The 16,434-nt window shown below is 47.2% G+C and carries 19 protein-coding genes; 17 read left to right on the top strand and 2 right to left on the bottom strand.

The genetic code is table 11. The annotated features are described in order from the left end of the window. Positions 1 to 60: 60 nt before the first annotated feature. Positions 61 to 813 carry a PIG-L deacetylase family protein gene (locus ADS79_RS20025; protein WP_049740143.1) on the bottom strand — a complete coding sequence of 251 codons (753 nt, stop codon included), beginning with the start codon at positions 811 to 813 and terminating at the stop codon, positions 61 to 63. 314 nt (positions 814 to 1,127) lie between these two features. Between ADS79_RS20025 and ADS79_RS20020 the strand changes: the two genes are divergently transcribed. Next, a complete protein-coding gene (locus ADS79_RS20020; RefSeq protein ID WP_049740142.1) occupies positions 1,128 to 2,417 on the top strand; it encodes a Glu/Leu/Phe/Val family dehydrogenase in 1,290 nt (429 codons plus the stop codon). Between the two features lie 105 nt (positions 2,418 to 2,522). Here the strand turns inward: ADS79_RS20020 and ADS79_RS20015 are convergent, their stop codons facing one another. Continuing rightward, positions 2,523 to 3,497, bottom strand: a complete 975-nt coding sequence (locus ADS79_RS20015) for an asparaginase (RefSeq protein ID WP_049740141.1) — start codon at positions 3,495 to 3,497, stop codon at positions 2,523 to 2,525. Between the two features lie 83 nt (positions 3,498 to 3,580). Between ADS79_RS20015 and prsW the strand changes: the two genes are divergently transcribed. The 16 genes from prsW to ADS79_RS19940 all read left to right on the top strand — a co-directional run bounded on the left by prsW (position 3,581) and on the right by ADS79_RS19940 (position 16,375). After that, positions 3,581 to 4,255, top strand: a complete 675-nt coding sequence (gene prsW / locus ADS79_RS20010) for a glutamic-type intramembrane protease PrsW (RefSeq protein WP_049740140.1) — start codon at positions 3,581 to 3,583, stop codon at positions 4,253 to 4,255. A gap of 20 nt (positions 4,256 to 4,275) precedes the next feature. Beyond that, positions 4,276 to 4,434 carry a hypothetical protein gene (locus ADS79_RS35720; protein WP_162839543.1) on the top strand — a complete coding sequence of 53 codons (159 nt, stop codon included), beginning with the start codon at positions 4,276 to 4,278 and terminating at the stop codon, positions 4,432 to 4,434. Positions 4,435 to 4,574: 140 nt separating this feature from the next. After that, positions 4,575 to 5,186: a cell wall hydrolase gene (locus ADS79_RS20005; RefSeq protein ID WP_084766002.1), complete on the top strand. Its 612-nt coding sequence runs from the start codon at positions 4,575 to 4,577 to the stop codon at positions 5,184 to 5,186. 31 nt (positions 5,187 to 5,217) lie between these two features. After that, entirely contained in the window at positions 5,218 to 6,585 is a 1,368-nt protein-coding gene (ypeB, locus tag ADS79_RS20000) for a germination protein YpeB (protein WP_049740139.1), read from the top strand. A 118-nt stretch (positions 6,586 to 6,703) separates the two neighbouring features. Continuing rightward, positions 6,704 to 7,387 (top strand): flagellar brake protein, encoded by a 684-nt coding sequence (locus ADS79_RS19995; RefSeq protein WP_049740138.1) that lies wholly within the window; start codon positions 6,704 to 6,706, stop codon positions 7,385 to 7,387. Positions 7,388 to 7,412: 25 nt separating this feature from the next. Next, entirely contained in the window at positions 7,413 to 7,595 is a 183-nt protein-coding gene (locus ADS79_RS19990) for a hypothetical protein (RefSeq protein ID WP_049740137.1), read from the top strand. Positions 7,596 to 7,733: 138 nt separating this feature from the next. Then, complete coding sequence (cmk, locus tag ADS79_RS19985; RefSeq protein WP_049740136.1) at positions 7,734 to 8,405, top strand: (d)CMP kinase; 672 nt, start codon at positions 7,734 to 7,736, stop codon at positions 8,403 to 8,405. Continuing rightward, positions 8,402 to 9,007 (top strand): lysophospholipid acyltransferase family protein, encoded by a 606-nt coding sequence (locus ADS79_RS19980; RefSeq protein ID WP_049740135.1) that lies wholly within the window; start codon positions 8,402 to 8,404, stop codon positions 9,005 to 9,007. The genes cmk and ADS79_RS19980 overlap by 4 nt, the downstream gene beginning before the upstream one ends. A gap of 175 nt (positions 9,008 to 9,182) precedes the next feature. After that, a complete protein-coding gene (rpsA, locus tag ADS79_RS19975; protein ID WP_049740134.1) occupies positions 9,183 to 10,355 on the top strand; it encodes a 30S ribosomal protein S1 in 1,173 nt (390 codons plus the stop codon). A 72-nt stretch (positions 10,356 to 10,427) separates the two neighbouring features. Beyond that, positions 10,428 to 11,513 (top strand): type 2 isopentenyl-diphosphate Delta-isomerase, encoded by a 1,086-nt coding sequence (gene fni / locus ADS79_RS19970; RefSeq protein ID WP_049740133.1) that lies wholly within the window; start codon positions 10,428 to 10,430, stop codon positions 11,511 to 11,513. Between the two features lie 56 nt (positions 11,514 to 11,569). Next, positions 11,570 to 12,205: a YphA family membrane protein gene (locus ADS79_RS19965; protein WP_049740132.1), complete on the top strand. Its 636-nt coding sequence runs from the start codon at positions 11,570 to 11,572 to the stop codon at positions 12,203 to 12,205. Positions 12,206 to 12,211: 6 nt separating this feature from the next. Next, positions 12,212 to 13,108, top strand: a complete 897-nt coding sequence (locus tag ADS79_RS19960) for a YIEGIA family protein (protein WP_049740131.1) — start codon at positions 12,212 to 12,214, stop codon at positions 13,106 to 13,108. Between the two features lie 12 nt (positions 13,109 to 13,120). Then, a complete protein-coding gene (locus tag ADS79_RS19955) occupies positions 13,121 to 13,303 on the top strand; it encodes a capping complex subunit for YIEGIA (RefSeq protein ID WP_049740130.1) in 183 nt (60 codons plus the stop codon). A gap of 54 nt (positions 13,304 to 13,357) precedes the next feature. After that, positions 13,358 to 14,671, top strand: coding sequence for a ribosome biogenesis GTPase Der (gene der, locus ADS79_RS19950; RefSeq protein WP_049740129.1), 1,314 nt, complete (start codon positions 13,358 to 13,360; stop codon positions 14,669 to 14,671). Between the two features lie 15 nt (positions 14,672 to 14,686). Beyond that, positions 14,687 to 15,289, top strand: a complete 603-nt coding sequence (plsY, locus tag ADS79_RS19945) for a glycerol-3-phosphate 1-O-acyltransferase PlsY (protein ID WP_049740128.1) — start codon at positions 14,687 to 14,689, stop codon at positions 15,287 to 15,289. A 27-nt stretch (positions 15,290 to 15,316) separates the two neighbouring features. Next, complete coding sequence (locus ADS79_RS19940) at positions 15,317 to 16,375, top strand: NAD(P)H-dependent glycerol-3-phosphate dehydrogenase (RefSeq protein WP_049740127.1); 1,059 nt, start codon at positions 15,317 to 15,319, stop codon at positions 16,373 to 16,375. The last annotated feature ends 59 nt before the right edge of the window (positions 16,376 to 16,434 follow it).

Raw genomic sequence — 16,434 nt, 5'->3', positions numbered from 1 at the left:
GGGGATATAAAACAGCACCTAGTCATCTAACTAGGTGCTTTTGCTGTTTTTAGGGGATTTTTATTGAATGTTGGCTATTCCGGAAAAGAAATCATCTTCCTTGCCGTTTATCACATAATCGGTGAGATTGGTCCAGGCAAGAATGTATTGATTCAGCGGTGGTACCGTTGCGAATTCTCCAGCAGGTACACCTGGAAAAACACGATCGACAGATAAATGCTGGGTTTTATGAGCTCGTAAGGCTTCTGCTACCTGTGGGCGGTACTCAGGTTCGTGAATCACAGTAGTAATGCTCTCGATCGGATCGGAAAAAGGTGGCTGTACCGCACCGAAAGTCCCGTTAGAAGCGCGGGTTGCATAATAGAGCTTGCGCACAGAGGTATTCGCTGGAAGAGAATGAACAGCCTGTGTGGTCGCTGCCGATATGGCCCGATGATCGGGATGGCCGGATATGCCATGTGGTGCAAAAGTCACTACGACTTCTGGTTGCCATTTTTCAATCGCAGCGTGAATATGGCTGACTAATTCGGGAAGCGGAACATCGCCTAGGTATTTGTCTTCATAGTCAAGGAGCTCAACAGTGTCCAGACCAAGGATAGAGGCTGCAGTACGAAGCTCCTGCTCCCGAACCGCAGGTAGTTCTTCTGGCGTACAGATTGGAGGATTTCCAGCTTTTCCAGCTTGCCCTCGGGTAGCGCAGAGCAAGTGTGAACTGGTGTTTTTATCCTGGGAATATTTGCAAATCGAGATCCCGCTGGCAAACGTTTCGTCATCAGGATGGGCGTAAATAAACAAAATGCTGTTGTTTTTCATAAAAACACCTCCATGAATAAATTTCCAATGTCATCGATACTATTATGGCATATATTCACTTTTTTCGTAATGAAGCAGCTCTCGCTGGGTATGCTACTATTACTGAAAAAGGCCATATTGGCGCTGGAATCGTCGTTTTCTGAAAATAAGAATTTTGATTTTTCCAAGTAAGCGCTTTTTTGAATGTTTATCCAGAAGGCAAAAGTAAAAAAACATAACAAAAACGTAAAAAACTTTTTTAAGCTTCTCATACATGAAACAAGCGTGTATACTAAAGGCTGCATTTACCGAAAACATTTTTGAGGTGGTAAGTAATGGGTAATCAAGACGTGGTAACCGAAAGCACCGAAGGGAAAGAAAAGCAAGAAAGTCTAAACTTGCTGACTTCGACTCAAACGGTGATCAAGGAAGCACTGGAGAAACTAGGTTACCAAGAATCGATGTTTGAACTCTTGAAGGAGCCGCTACGCGTTTTGACCGTACGCATTCCGGTTCGCATGGATAACGGCGAAGTGAAGGTGTTTACCGGATACCGTGCACAGCACAACGATGCAGTTGGTCCGACCAAGGGGGGCATTCGTTTCCACCCTGAAGTTACAGAGGATGAAGTTAAAGCGCTTTCCATCTGGATGAGCCTCAAAGCTGGTATCGTTGACCTTCCGTACGGCGGTGGTAAAGGCGGTATCATTTGCGACCCGCGTGAAATGTCTTTCCGTGAATTGGAACGATTGAGCCGCGGTTACGTTCGCGCTATCAGCCAACTTGTGGGACCAACAAAAGACATTCCAGCTCCGGACGTTTTCACAAACTCCCAAATCATGGCATGGATGATGGACGAGTACAGCCGTATTCGCGAATTCGACTCTCCTGGTTTCATTACCGGTAAGCCAATCGCGCTCGGCGGTTCACATGGTCGTGAAACAGCAACTGCAAAAGGTGTAACCATTTGCATTCGCGAAGCTGCAAAACGTCGTAACATCGAAATTAAAGGCGCTCGCGTAGTCATTCAAGGCTTTGGTAATGCAGGTAGCTACCTGGCGAAATTCATGCATGATGCAGGAGCAAAAGTAGTTGCTATCTCTGATGCTTACGGTGCGCTGCATGATCCAAATGGTTTGGATATTGACTATCTGTTGGATCGTCGTGACTCCTTCGGTACTGTAACCAAACTCTTTACCAACACAATCACAAACAAAGAATTGTTTGAACTGGATTGCGATATTATCGTGCCAGCTGCGATTGAAAACCAAATTACAGCAGCAAATGCACACAATATCAAAGCGCAAATCGTTGTAGAAGCGGCGAACGGCCCAACTACATTGGAAGCGACCAAAATCCTGACTGAACGTGGAATTCTTCTTGTTCCAGACGTACTGGCAAGTGCCGGCGGTGTAACCGTTTCCTACTTTGAGTGGGTACAAAACAACCAAGGCTACTACTGGTCCGAAGAAGAAGTTGAAGAAAAACTGGAAAAAGTAATGATACGTTCGTTTGAAAATGTTTACTCCCTGTCTCAAACACGCCGCATTGACATGCGCCTCTCCGCTTACATGGTGGGTGCACGCAAAATGGCAGAAGCTTCTCGCTTCCGTGGCTGGGTATAATACATTTTTGACCCACCTCCATATACAAAAGAAAACCCTCCTTGGATATTCCAAGGAGGGTTTTTGGTCTGCATTGCGATTGGACAAGCATCGTGCCGCTGGTTTTTATTTTTCAAACAAATCCTGTAATTGGGCAAAATCCCGTGTTTGCTGTAGTGCAACAATCAGCTTCAATCGTGCCTTTTGTCCATTTAAGCCGTTCGAGAAGACAATGCCCATTTTCTTGAGCTGATGACCGCCGCCTTCATAATCATAGACATCCTGTACTTGTCCGTTATAGCAACGGGAGACGAGTACGATGGGAATGCCCTTATCCAGAAGCTGTTTGAGTGTCGGAATAATCGAGGGTGGCAGGTTACCCAAGCCAAATGCTTCGATAACTAATCCATCAATCGATTGCTCGAGTAAAAATTGAAGCCATGCGGGCTCCATACCTGCAACAGCCTTGATAAGAGGGACGTTCGCATCCGCGTGAGTAATGGCATAATGCTCGCGATCCAGTGGCGCGTGGTGGTACTGAACATTTTTCTTTGCAATCGTACCGATCGGGCCATACTGTGGTGATTGGAAAGTGGCGACGTTGCTTGTGTGCGTTTTGGTGACGTGGCATGCTGCATGAATTTCATCGTTAAAGACAACGAGAACCCCTTTGTTTCTGCTGTCAGGATCAGCTGCTGTACGCACCGAGGAAATCAGGTTGACAGGTCCATCTGCACCTAATTCGTTGCTGCTTCTCATGGCGCCGGTTACAACGATGGGTACACTCAGCGAGAGAGTTAGGTCAAGAAAATAAGCCGTTTCCTCCAGAGTGTCGGTGCCATGGGTAATCACTACACCGTCATAGGAGGCAAGGGATAGCTCCACTTCGATGTGCTGCCGCAATTGATTCATGATAGCAGGAGTAATGTGAGGGCTCGGCAAATTGAGGACATTTTTCATCGTGACGTCAGCATAACGTTCCAGAAAAGGAAGAATCTTGTTCACAGCCTGATCATCCAACGGTTTAACACCATCATCAGATGCATCAACTGACATAGCAATTGTACCGCCTGTATTCAAAACCAATATTTTTTTCAACATGATCTCTCTCCTGTAGCGGGTTTTCATGAATCCGTATTCATGGTACGATGAGTAACAGCCTTGTGTAAAGGAGCAATAAACAGATGATTGCTATGATCGGAGCGGCAATTGCCCCCGGTATCGCCATCTTAAGCTATTTTTACCTGCGTGACAGTCTTGAGCCTGAGCCTATTTCGATGGTAATTCGTTCGTTTGTTTTCGGGATGCTACTGGTCATCCCGATCATGGTACTCCAGTACATCATGCAGAATGAGTGGAACTGGCAGGGAGGACTTGTTGCGGATGTGGTGCAATCCGCTGTCGTTGAAGAATTTTTTAAGTGGATGGTCATATTTTTCACCGCATACAAGCACGTAGAGTTCGATGAGCCTTATGACGGTATCGTATATGCTGTTGCTGTATCCCTTGGATTTGCAACATTGGAAAATCTTTTTTACTTGATCATCAACGGGTTGAATATTGCCTTCTGGCGTGCGTTGCTTCCTGTTTCCAGTCACGCCTTGTTTGCCGTGTGGATGGGCTATTATCTCGGACGGGCGAAATTCTCGAACAGCCGAAAAAAGGAACGTACCTTCTTGTGGCTGTCCATTGCATTGCCAATTGGACTTCATGCTTTGTACAACGCCATTTTTCTCTCGGTTCAAAATTGGATCGTCGTGATTGTGCCATTCATGCTTCTCTTATGGTGGCAAGGATTAAAAAAGGTGCAAAGAGCGCATGAATACAGTTCTAAAAAACTCTCTTCCCGTCCACAATAGACGTGAGGAGGAGACGAGACGTGTTTAAAACGGAACGAGCGAAAGTGACTATTCGTTGCAATGTATGTGGAGAAACATTCACCCTGCGAGGTCGTCGTGAACCTGAAGGTCAGGTTGAAACAGGCTTTAAACAATGTTTGTGCGATAACGATCAGTATTTTAGTATTAACGAGTCATAAGTTTTTGAGTACGAGCCATACAACTGAAATAATCCCCGAAGGACCGGTGCACATCGCATCGGTCCTTTTTCTTGTGCAGCTTCCGGCTCTGTGGTCTCTTGAAGGCTTGGTTTTTCCGGCGATGCGAATCTACAGATTGCATGCATAATCCATTCTTTCTCCACCAACACTATGCAAAGATTTCAATACATGCCAAGGAGGTTTCAACCGTGCGTTCATTGTGGATTTCAGGAATGATTGTTCTGTTGATCGCAGTGTTCTTTATGGGAAATCAGCTTTTGTCTTCAGAAAAGAGCGTCGCTTCCCCGCGGAGAACTGAGATGGCAGCACCAGCAAAAGAGAATAGCAAGGCAAAGCAAAGCACCAAAACAAAACAGAGCTCGCATCCTTCCCGCGTATCAGCAAATGATTTAAAGCTGATGGCAAACGCAGTGTACGGTGAGGCGAGAGGGGAGCCGTATGAAGGTCAAGTGGCGATCGCAGCAGTGATTCTCAACCGGTTGAAAAGTCCTTCATTCCCTAATACGCCATCCGGTGTTATTTTTGAGCCCCGAGCGTTCACGGCTGTCGCGGACGGACAAATTTGGCTTGAGCCTAACGACAATGCCCGCAAAGCTGTGCAGCAAGCGCTTAATGGCTGGGACCCGTCAGGTGGATGCACTTACTATTTTAATCCCGCAACGGCTACTTCCCAATGGATTTGGAGCAGGCCTCAGGTTAAGAAAATCGGAAAGCATATTTTTTGCAGATAGTACGATCAATGTCGAAGAGGAGTGAAAAGGGATGGTTTACGGAGCAACCGCACGTATTTTATTTCCCATCGCCCTTGTTGCTTTAGTCGGGGCAGGTGTGTGGGGATACCAGGAGCACAACGAAAAGAACTCAGTCTTGATCAAAGCAGAAAACTCGTATCAACGGGCTTTCCATGATCTCACCTATCATGTTGACAAGCTGCATGATGAATTAGGCAAGTCGCTGGTAGTCAATTCCCGCAGACAAATGACACCGACACTCACAAACGTGTGGCGCTTGTCATATGCTGCACAAGCTGATGTAGGGCAGCTCCCACTCACACTCATGCCATTTAATAAAACGGAAGAAATGCTGTCGCGTGTCGCTGATTTCTCCTATCGTGTTGCAGTACGGGACTTGGACAAAGAACCGTTGAACGAAAAGGAATACGGCACCCTGAAAAGCTTGCATAAACAAGCAAAGGATATTCAGGACGAATTGCGAAACGTACAGACAAATGTCATTGACAAGCAGCTTCGCTGGATGGATGTAGAGACAGCTCTCGCCTCCGATGACAAGAAGTCCGACAACACGATCGTTGACGGCTTCCAAACGATTGAGAAAAAAGTGCAGGAATACCCGGATTTGGATTGGGGAGTCGGAATCCAAAGTCTGGACAAGAAGAAACAACAGCGGATCAAGGGAATTGACGGAAAGCCGGTAGGAGCGGAAGAAGCAAAGCGGATTGCGATGGAATTTCTGGGCGTAAAGGATGGCGGAAGGAACATCGAAGTCAATGACAACGGCAAAGGGCAAGAATACACGGCCTACAGTGTTCGCATACCATCCAAAGATAACAAATCGGCAATCAACATGGATGTGACGAAGCGTAGTGGAAAAGTCGTCTGGATGATGGACGAGCGTCCGGTTGGCGAAGAAAAGCTGTCGATGAAGCAGGCGGAAGAGCATGGAAAAACGTTTCTGACAAAGCATGGTTATGACAATATGGTAGTGAGTGAAATCGACAGCTACGAACGAAGCGCATTGTTCACTTTTGTTCCTGTGCAGGATGGTGTGCGTATCTATCCGGATTCTGTAATTGTGGAGGTCGCGCTTGATAATGGCGAAGTGACTGCGTTTAACGCTACAGAATACTTGTTTAACCATAAAAAGCGCCTCTTGTCCGAACCAAAGCTGACGAAAGAAGAAGCGCGAAAAAGGGTAAATCCGAGTGTAAAGGTGACAAGCGAGAGACTGGCTTTGATTGAAGGGAAGAATGATGGAAAAGAAGTGCTCACGTGGGAGCTGAGTGGAAGCTTCGAAGGAAATGCGTACTCGATCTATGTAAATGCATCAACTGGCGATGAAGAAGAAGTGGTCAAAATGGATACGAACAAAGAGAATGAATCAGAACGGTAGAAAAGTAGGGAATGGACGAGGGAAAGCCTTGATTTAGGGGCTTTCCCTAATTGCTGATTCCGCATAAGTGGGTATATAATGGAAGCGTGAGAGGAAGAGAAGGAGGAACAAAGGTTATATGATGCTTCCAAGGATTGGACAAACTATACGACTCAATTTTATGAGTTCCTCTGAAGAGACTGAGCTGCATTCCTTTAAGAGCAGAATTACAGATATTCAGGATGATGTAGCTTCCATTGAGTTGCCGACCAGTGAAGTAACAGGGCGAACCGGTCTGTTTGGTCCGGGTACAGAATGTTCTGTCTGGTATGTTGGTGAGGATGGCTCTCGTTATGAATTCAGTTCTTCCATCGCTGGTAGAAAGAGTGAGCACATTCCCGTACTTTTGTTGCAGCTCCCGGCGAAAGAACACATCCTGCGGACACAGCGGCGCAATTATTTGCGGATTGAAACGACGCTTGAGATTGCTGTCAAGCTGAACGATCCGATTCGTCAGTATCACTTTTTGGCGAGAACGATGGATGTCAGCGGAGGCGGGCTGTCTTTTACTTGCGACGAGTCATTTCGTTTACAAGAAAAGGACATGTTGAAGGTCTGGATTTCATTGCCAGGTAAAAATGGACAGGTCCAGCACGCATTTGCTGAGATGGAAATAGTCAGACAAAAGCCTGCTGAAGAAAAAGGTTTACATCAGTGGATTTCAGGAAAGTTTATTAAAATGAGCGAGCTGGATCGGGTAAAAGTTGTTCGAGCCTGTTATGAAAGACAGCTGGAGCTCCGTAAAAAAGGGATCGAGGACTGACGACTGACCGAAGGAAGTGACCTCTATGACTAGTCAGTACAATGAGCGTTTTAGGCGATTTTCAGAGCGGATAGAAAAGGGGATCTTGATAGGAATCGTCGTCTGCGCAATCGTACTGATAGCGGGGGAATTCTTGATTCAATACGCACCTGTTCGTGTGCTTTTGATCGAGACGGAGCAATTGGAAGGGGTATTGCCGATACCCTAAAGGTTTGCGAATGCTTCCATACTATGGTACTATTATAGATAACATAGAAACGCATCACATGAATGGGAAAGGGCTTCGATAGAAGCTTTTCTTGTTTTATTCCCGTTCAGAACTACTGTACATAGCAGGTGAGAAGTAATGAACATTGCAATTGATGGACCAGCGGGAGCAGGTAAGAGCACTGTTGCCCAAAAAGTAGCCGGACAACTGGAGTACGTATACATTGATACGGGTTCCATGTATCGGGCCTTGGCTTGGGCGGTTCACCATAACCAATTAGCCATCGAAGACGAACCTTCCGTTTCCGAACTATTGCAAAACAATGAGATTCGCCTGGTTCGCGAGCATGGACAGCAGACTGTGTTTTGGAATGACAAAGATGTGACGGGTCTGATTCGTTCGACCGAAGTAAGCCAGTATGCATCCATTGTAGCCAGCTATGGCTCCGTCCGGGAACAAATGCTTGTTCTGCAAAGGAACCTAGCCAAACAAGGAAATGTGGTTATGGATGGAAGAGACATCGGAACTCATGTACTTCCAGATGCAGAAGTGAAAATTTTTCTCACCGCCTCCAGCAGGGAGCGTGCAGAAAGAAGATGGAAAGAATTGCTCACAAAAGGAATCCAGACTGATTTGGATGAGCTGGAAAAAGAGATTGAAGAGCGCGATCTACGCGACATGAGTCGGGAAGTGGCTCCTTTGCGCCAGGCGGATGACGCTGTATTGGTGGATACCACAGGAATCACCATTGATGAGGTCGTAGATCGAATCTTACAAATCTGTGAGCGAACGGGAGAGTCCACCCAGTGAGCTATTATCGATTATTTCGAGGCATTTTCCGATTAATATTTTCCCTTGTCTATCGTTGGCAAGTGATCGGGCGAGAACATATACCTAAGGAAGGCCCAGTGATTCTTTGTGCGAATCACATTTCTAACTGGGATCCACCGATGCTCGGCTCAGGTATTGATCGTCAGGTGAAATTCATGGCAAAAGAGGAGCTATTCCGCATTCCGGTTCTGAATTTTTTACTTATAAAATTCGGAGCATTTCCGGTGAAGCGGGGAGCTGGAGACCGCGCTGCTATCCGCTCGACGTTAAAGCTGCTTGAAGAAGGACAAATTTTGGGAATTTTTCCAGAAGGAGCGCGCAGCAAAACGGGTGAGCCAGGAGAAGCAAAGCCGGGAACAGCCATGTTTGCGCTCAAATCACAGGCGGCCGTCGTTCCGGTGGCGATTATTGGACCGTATCGGATGTTTCGTCCGGTGAAAATCGTGTACGGAAAGCCGATTGATATGTCTGCGCTGCGCGAGACGAAGGGCGGCTCCGATACGCTCAAGGAAACGAGCGATCTGATCATGGCGCATATCAGGGAACTTCACAATCAGCACCGCCATTCACTGCCTGTATAGAATTGGCAAAGGGAAGAATACTAACTTAAGCTGGAACTTACTGGCTTCGTTAAGGCTAACTGCGGCTCTCGGGCAGCAGTTAAAAATATACATGCTCCCGCCTTCGTGTAATGAGGTTGATGCTAACCTGTACATAGATAGTCTGGGACTGGATGGTATTAAGGAGGTCTTTTGGATGATGGAAGAAACAAACGTAAGCTTAACTGATGCAACAACGGTTTCCGTAGGGGATGTAGTAAAAGCGACTGTTACGAAGGTGGAAGACAAACAAGCGCTTGTTGATGTGGGTTACAAATACGATGGCCTGATCCCAATCAGTGAGCTTTCTCCTCTGCATGTTGAGAAAGTTTCCGATGAAGTAGCTGTAGGCGACACATTTGAAGTAAAAGTAATCAAGCTCAATGACGAGAAAGAAGAGCTCGTTGTCTCCAAAAAAGCGGTAGCGATGGAATCTTCCTGGGCTGATTTGGAGAAAAAAATGCAAGCTGGTGAAATCATCGAAGCGACTGTCAAAGAAGTAGTAAAAGGCGGTCTGGTTGTTGACGTAGGTGTTCGCGGTTTCATTCCGGCATCTATGGTTGAGCGCCACTTTGTAGAAGACTTCTCGGACTACAAAGGCAAAGCGCTGACTTTGAAAGTAGTAGAGATGGATAAGGAAAAGAACAAGGTCATCCTCTCCCACAAAGCTGTACTGGATGATGAAGTAAAAGTGAAGAAACAATCCATTCTGGACAAAATCCAGCCAGGTCAAGTTCTGGAAGGAACTGTTCAGCGCATGACTGACTTCGGTGTATTTGTGGATATCGGCGGAGTTGATGGCTTGGTTCACGTATCAGAATTGGCGTGGAACCGTGTAGACAAACCTTCAGATGTCGTGAAAGAAGGCGACAAGGTACAGGTTAAGGTACTGAAAGTAGACCGCGAAAATGAGCGTATCGGACTGAGCATCAAGGAAACCCAGGCTGGTCCATGGGCGAAGGTAGCAGAAGAATTCAAAGCAGGCTCCATTGTAACAGGAACAGTAAAACGTCTGGTTACGTTTGGCGCCTTCGTAGAAGTGGCTCCTGGAATCGAAGGTCTGGTGCATATTTCCCAAATCGCGAATCGCCGTGTGAACACTCCAGGTGAGGTGCTGAAGGAAGGCCAAGAAGTTCAGGTGAAAATCCTGGATGTAGTGCCTGCTGAACAGCGAATCAGCTTGAGCATTCGCGCCGTTGAAGAAGATCGCGAAGAGCAGGCAGAGCGCGCAAGCAAACGTGAACAGCAACAATTCCAACAAGAAAACAACCAACCGATGGGTGTAACACTTGGAGAACTGTTCGCTGATCTGAAAGATAAGTTCAAGTAAGGTAGTATGTGGAAAGCCTGGGGATACGCTCTGATGCGTATCCCTTTTTCTACTTGCAGGGGAGGCATAGACATGGATCGATCTACAAGAAAGCTAGACCATATACGACATGCGCTGGAGACGACAGATCAACCTTTTAACAGCTTTGATGAGGTCAGCTTTGTTCCTAATAGTTTGCCCAATATCGGGTATCATGACGTCAGCCTTGCTACAGATCTTGGCTCCTTTCGGCTTGCATCTCCTATTATCATCAACGCCATGACGGGAGGGGCAGAAGCAACGACGGAAATTAATCGAAAGCTGGCGATCATTGCACGTGAGAAACATTTGGCAATGGCGGTAGGATCGCAGATGGCAGCGCTACGAGATCCCGGAGTCGCAGACAGCTATCGGATTGTGCGCAAGGAGCATCCAAATGGAATTGTGTTCGCCAATGTTGGTGCAGAAGCAACTGTCGAGCAGGCACAGGCAGCGGTTGACATGCTCGATGCGGACGGTTTGCAAATTCATTTGAATGTGATGCAAGAGCTGCTCATGCCAGAAGGAGACAGAGATTTTCGTGGATACATCGAGAATATTCAAGCGATGAAAGAGAGTCTGGATGTGCCAGTAATGGTCAAGGAAGTCGGCTTTGGTATGGCAAAAGAAACGATTGAAAAGCTGAACCATATCGGCATCTCAATCATCGATGTTGGGGGAGTAGGGGGCACTAATTTCGCCAAAGTCGAGAACAGACGTAGTCAAAAACCGTTGGCAATGTACGAGAATTGGGGACTAACGACGGTCGAAAGCTTGCTGGAAGCAGAATCCTTTAGCCAGTCAAAAAGCCAGGCAAACGTGGCGATCATGGCTACAGGAGGGGTTCGTCACGGATTGGATGTCCTAAAAGCACTCGTGCTGGGTGCTTCAGCAACAGGTATCGCAGGAGAAATGCTTCGTTTGGTGCAGACAAGCTCTCTGGAGGACTGCCTGACTGCTGTAGATGAATGGCATCATGAGTTGAAAGTAGGGATGACCGCGCTAGGCGTGACCAGAATTGCAGACTGTCCGCGGATACCTGTATTCGTTTGCGGAAAAGCAGCTTATCAGGCACGATTACGTGGGATCGATCTGGAGATTCTTGCGCAAAGAGTTTTTGATCGAGCAACTGATTCATGAAAGAGTAACGCTTGAGGCATACTTTGGGGAGACAACCACATTTTGAGGAGATGAACATGAACGAGGGAACCATTGCGATTCTCTTTCAATGGTCTCTGCTTTGCCTTGTCTGGATGGGGAGCTATGATACGCTGCTGCGAGAGGTGAGAATACAGCGTAGAAACATGCTAGCTGTACTCGCGGCTTTTCTGGTTTGTTCGTTTGTCAGCTGGAAGCTCTATTTTGCTCCTGTTCACGTAAGTCTCAGCGGAACCATTCTGCCACTGCTTGTGAGCGTTGTTCTCTACACTCGGCTGGGCAAAGAAAGACGGAGGCTGCATCTGCTGGGAGCAATGGCTACAGCGATTTTGCTGGTTTGGCTACGGTGGTTATTTTTCACAGATCCCATTTTGTTGTTCTGGGATGAGCGAATTATTGTCCCCGTTATTGCCGTAATCGCGACCTTTGCTATGTGTCGCCAGAGTGCGGCACAGCTTTTTCAGCTGATTTTTGCCCTTACTGCTACTGACATTTTGCACACTTTTTACTTCTGGAAGCTGTCAGGGGCATGTGTACTCGGGACTGATTTTGCTCAGGATTTCTTGTGGAGTGGCATTATGTTGCTTGGAGTAGTCGTTCTCATTTGGTCTGTGATCCGGCGGGTGTTTCGGAACAAAGAGCCGGAGTCTTCCCATTCAGATGCTGGCAGGTGATGATTGTTGCTCAAACAGCTTCTTGCAAATGAATTTGTTTTTCCGATAACACTGGGATTCATCTTCGGGATATTGTGTCGGATTCACCTACTGCGTACCGATTATCGCCAATATCCAACCTATCCGCACGGAAAAATCATACATGTCTCGCTTGGCGTGATTGCTTCTGCATTAGGCGCGTTGGCTATACCGGCTCTGTTAAAAGAAAACTATACAGCGGTGACATTCTTGACCGTAGCAGCACAGCAATTTCGCGATGTTCGCAATATGGAGCGGACGACTCTATCTGAGATTGACAAACAAGAGCTTGTTCCCCGAGGTGGGCCGTACATCGAGGGAATCGCTATGGTGTTTGAAGGACGTAATTACATGGTGATCTTCACTTCACTGGTAGCGACGACAGCCACCATTTTGTTTCATTGGTGGGGAGGGATAATCGCTGGGGTGATTGCCTTAATCATCTCCCGCAAGCTTCGTTCCGGAAAAACGCTTTCGCTTATCGTTGAGGTAGAGCCAGCGGAGCTTAGGGTTGAGGGAAGAGATTTGTACGCCGGTGATATTTACATTATGAACGTAGGACTCCAGGATGCCAGGCAAGTAATCGCTGAGCAAGGAATGGCATTTATACTGGTTCCTAAAGACGCAAACGCCAAGGTAACGATCGCGCATCCCGGTCAACGTCAAGCGATTTTGCATGATGTAGCTACACAGCTGGGGGTATACACCGATACAGGCGAGCCCTCTCTGACTCCTCTGGTAAAAAGGGATATGCACTCCGGAAGACTTGGAGTCTTTTTGCTGCCACAAGTCAAGGATTACGACCGAGCAAAAACAGTGATTGAAGCGGTTCCGATCTTAGAGAGTGTCTTCCGGATGCCAGAAAAGACGAAAGCCTTGTACTAGGAGGTGGCGAACATGACGAGTCAAATCTTGGCGGTGATTACGGTGGACAAGGCGAGCATCGCTGGTGGTGCTCCGATTTTTATAGAGCCAAACAAAGAGCGCATGCAGCAAACGGCATTCACTCTGGAAAAAATAATGGATGCGATGGTTCATGAGATCAACGAGGATACCCTTATCATTGTTCGGCATAAGTAGTGTATGGTATGATTAGCAAGTCAAAACGTAAAATGAGAGAGAGTGTTGTTGATTATGGGATTACCAGTGGTAGCCATTGTGGGGAGACCCAACGTGGGCAAGTCCACGATTTTTAACAGATTAATCGGCGAACGTGTCGCCATCGTGGAGGACATGCCGGGAGTAACCCGTGACCGCCTTTACGGCAAAGGGGAATGGTTGACCCATACCTTTCATGTGATTGATACGGGCGGGATTGAATTTGGCGAGACCGACGAAATACTTACGCAAATGCGTTATCAAGCTGAACTTGCGATTGATGAAGCAACAGTAATCATTATGATCGCGGACAGCCGTACAGGTGTGACTGATGCGGATATGGAGCTGGCACGGATGCTCAACCGTACAGGTAAACCAATCGTCCTCGCCGTCAATAAAGCGGACAACCCAGAAATGCGCGCAGATATTTACGATTTCTATTCCTTGGGATTGGGCGAGCCGTTTCCAATCTCCGGAAGCCATGGTCTTGGGCTAGGTGACATGCTGGAAGAAGTAGTTCTGCATTTTCCTTCCGAAGATGATGAAGAGAACAAAGATGATACGATCCGTGTATCCATTATTGGCCGTCCGAATGTGGGCAAGTCTTCCCTGACAAATGCGATTCTGGGTGAAGAGCGCGTAATCGTAAGTGATGTCGCCGGAACGACACGCGATGCGATAGATACGCCGTTTGAGCGAGATGGACAAAGCTATATCCTGGTTGATACCGCCGGGATGCGCAAGCGCGGGAAAGTGTATGAGAACACCGAAAAGTACAGCGTTATGCGTGCGATGCGCTCCATTGAAGACTCAGATGTTGTCCTCGTGGTACTTAATGGGGAAGAAGGCATTATTGAGCAGGATAAAAAGATTGCAGGCTATGCGCATGAAGCTGGTCGTGGTGTAATTATTGTGGTCAATAAATGGGATGCAATAGAAAAAGACGACAAGACCATGCAGCGCTTCACTGAATTGATTCGCGAAGAGTTTAAATACCTGGATTACGCTCCAATCATGTACGTATCCGCAAAATCGAAGCAGCGCGTGCACACAATTTTGCCGAAAGTAAATGATGTTTCCCAGGCGCATGCCATGCGTGTACCGACATCTGTTCTTAATGATCTGGTGACAGATGCAACCGTCCGGACACCACCGCCGTCTGACAGAGGAAAACGCTTGAAGATCAACTACGTTACACAGGCAACTGTAAAACCTCCGACGTTTATTTTGTTTGTAAACGATCCAGAGCTGATGCACTTCTCCTATGAACGATACATAGAGAACAAAATACGTGAGGCATTTGTTTTCGAAGGCACACCTGTTCGAATCTGGACGCGGAAGAAAACGTAGGGAGGAAAAACCGCCATGGTGTTACTGTCTTGGGTAATCAGCTATCTGATCGGGTCCATCAGTTTTAGCTATCTCATCGCCAAAAAAGTTGCTGGGATTGACATTCGCTCACATGGCAGTGGAAACGCGGGTGCCACCAACACACTACGTGTACTGGGGAAAGGACCAGGCATCGCTGTACTTGTTCTTGACGCGATAAAAGGCTTAGTGGCGATGGGGATCACGCATTTGATGACAGGAGACCCTACTGCTTATGCTGTAGCTGGCCTTTTCGTTATTGCGGGTCACAATTGGCCTATTTATTTCGGTTTTCGCGGGGGAAAGGGCATAGCAACCACACTCGGCGTGGTGCTGGGCTTTTCTCCCCTGGCCTTTTTAATTGGAGCTGTCCTGGCTGTGCTCGTTATTGCTGTTACCCGTTATGTATCTTTGGGTTCCATGGTCTTGGTAACAGCGATTCCTGTTTCCCTGTTCTTTTTGGACAAACCGATCGCCTTTTTTTGGACGAGCTTGGTCATCGCTATTTTTGCTTATGTTCGTCATTATAATAATATCCGAAATCTTCTTTCAGGAAATGAGCGTAAACTAGGAGATAAATCTCAGCGTAAACTGGGATAGCATTACGAATCAGATAATCTTTGTGGAATGGATTTTGGAAAAGTGGAGGGGGACGTATTGAAGAAAAACGTGACCGTGATTGGTGCTGGTAGTTGGGGAACAGCACTCGCTTCTGTTTTGGCGGATAATGGGCATCACGTGACGATTTGGGTACGTGATCCAAAGCTCGCCGATCAGATCAATACCAAGCATGTGAATGAAAAATATTTGCCGGATGTGGAGCTTTCCACTCATATTGTAGCAAGCACGGATTTGGAGAGTGCAGTAACAGGCAAGCCGATCGTTCTGTTGGCTGTGCCGTCTCATGCGATGCGACAAATTTGTCGGCAGCTGGTGCCGTTTTTAGACCCCGAAGTATTGTTGATTCATGCGACAAAAGGCTTCGAGCTGGAGAGTCTGAAACGGATGTCCGAGGTAATCATGGAAGAAGTTCCAGTAGCCATTTCGTCTAGACTGGCTGTTTTGTCCGGACCAAGTCATGCTGAAGAAGTAGTTCTTCGCCAGCCAACTACGGTGGTAATAGCCTCTGAATCTGGAGAAAGTATGCTTCGATCTCAAGATTTGTTAATGAACGCCAATTTCCGCGTCTACACCAATCCAGACCTGGTTGGTGCTGAGATTGCTGGTGCGTTAAAAAATATTATTGCACTCGGAGCAGGGATGTCCGATGGTCTAGGATACGGCGATAATGCCAAAGCAGCCCTGTTGACCAGAGGTTTAGCTGAAATCAGTCGTCTCGGAATGAAGCTGGGTGCAATGCCGCCAACCTTTGCAGGGCTCGCAGGTGTGGGAGATTTAATTGCCACATGTACGAGTAAGCACAGCCGGAATTGGCGTGCTGGCTATCTGCTAGGACAAGGAAAAGAGTTGGATGATGTGCTGGAGCACATGGGAATGGTAGTGGAGGGCGTTCGTACGACAAACGCAGCTTTTGCCCTCGCTCGCCGTGAGGGCGTGGATATGCCGATTACTACTGTGCTATACGGCATTTTGTTTGAAGGCAAAGATCCTCGCCAAGGCGTGGAGGAATTGATGCGTAGAGGAAAAACGTTCGAGATGAGCTATCTTGATCCAAATGGAGCGTAGTTTTTAGGCCTCACACATTTAGGCTCCTGCACATACCATAGGATGAAAGCCTAGGTAGC

The organism is Brevibacillus reuszeri (assembly GCF_001187725.1).
GTDB classification, from domain to species: domain Bacteria; phylum Bacillota; class Bacilli; order Brevibacillales; family Brevibacillaceae; genus Brevibacillus; species Brevibacillus reuszeri.
The sequence above is the reverse complement of the archived record's forward strand: the minus strand, read 5'-3'. Positions and strand labels throughout refer to the sequence as shown.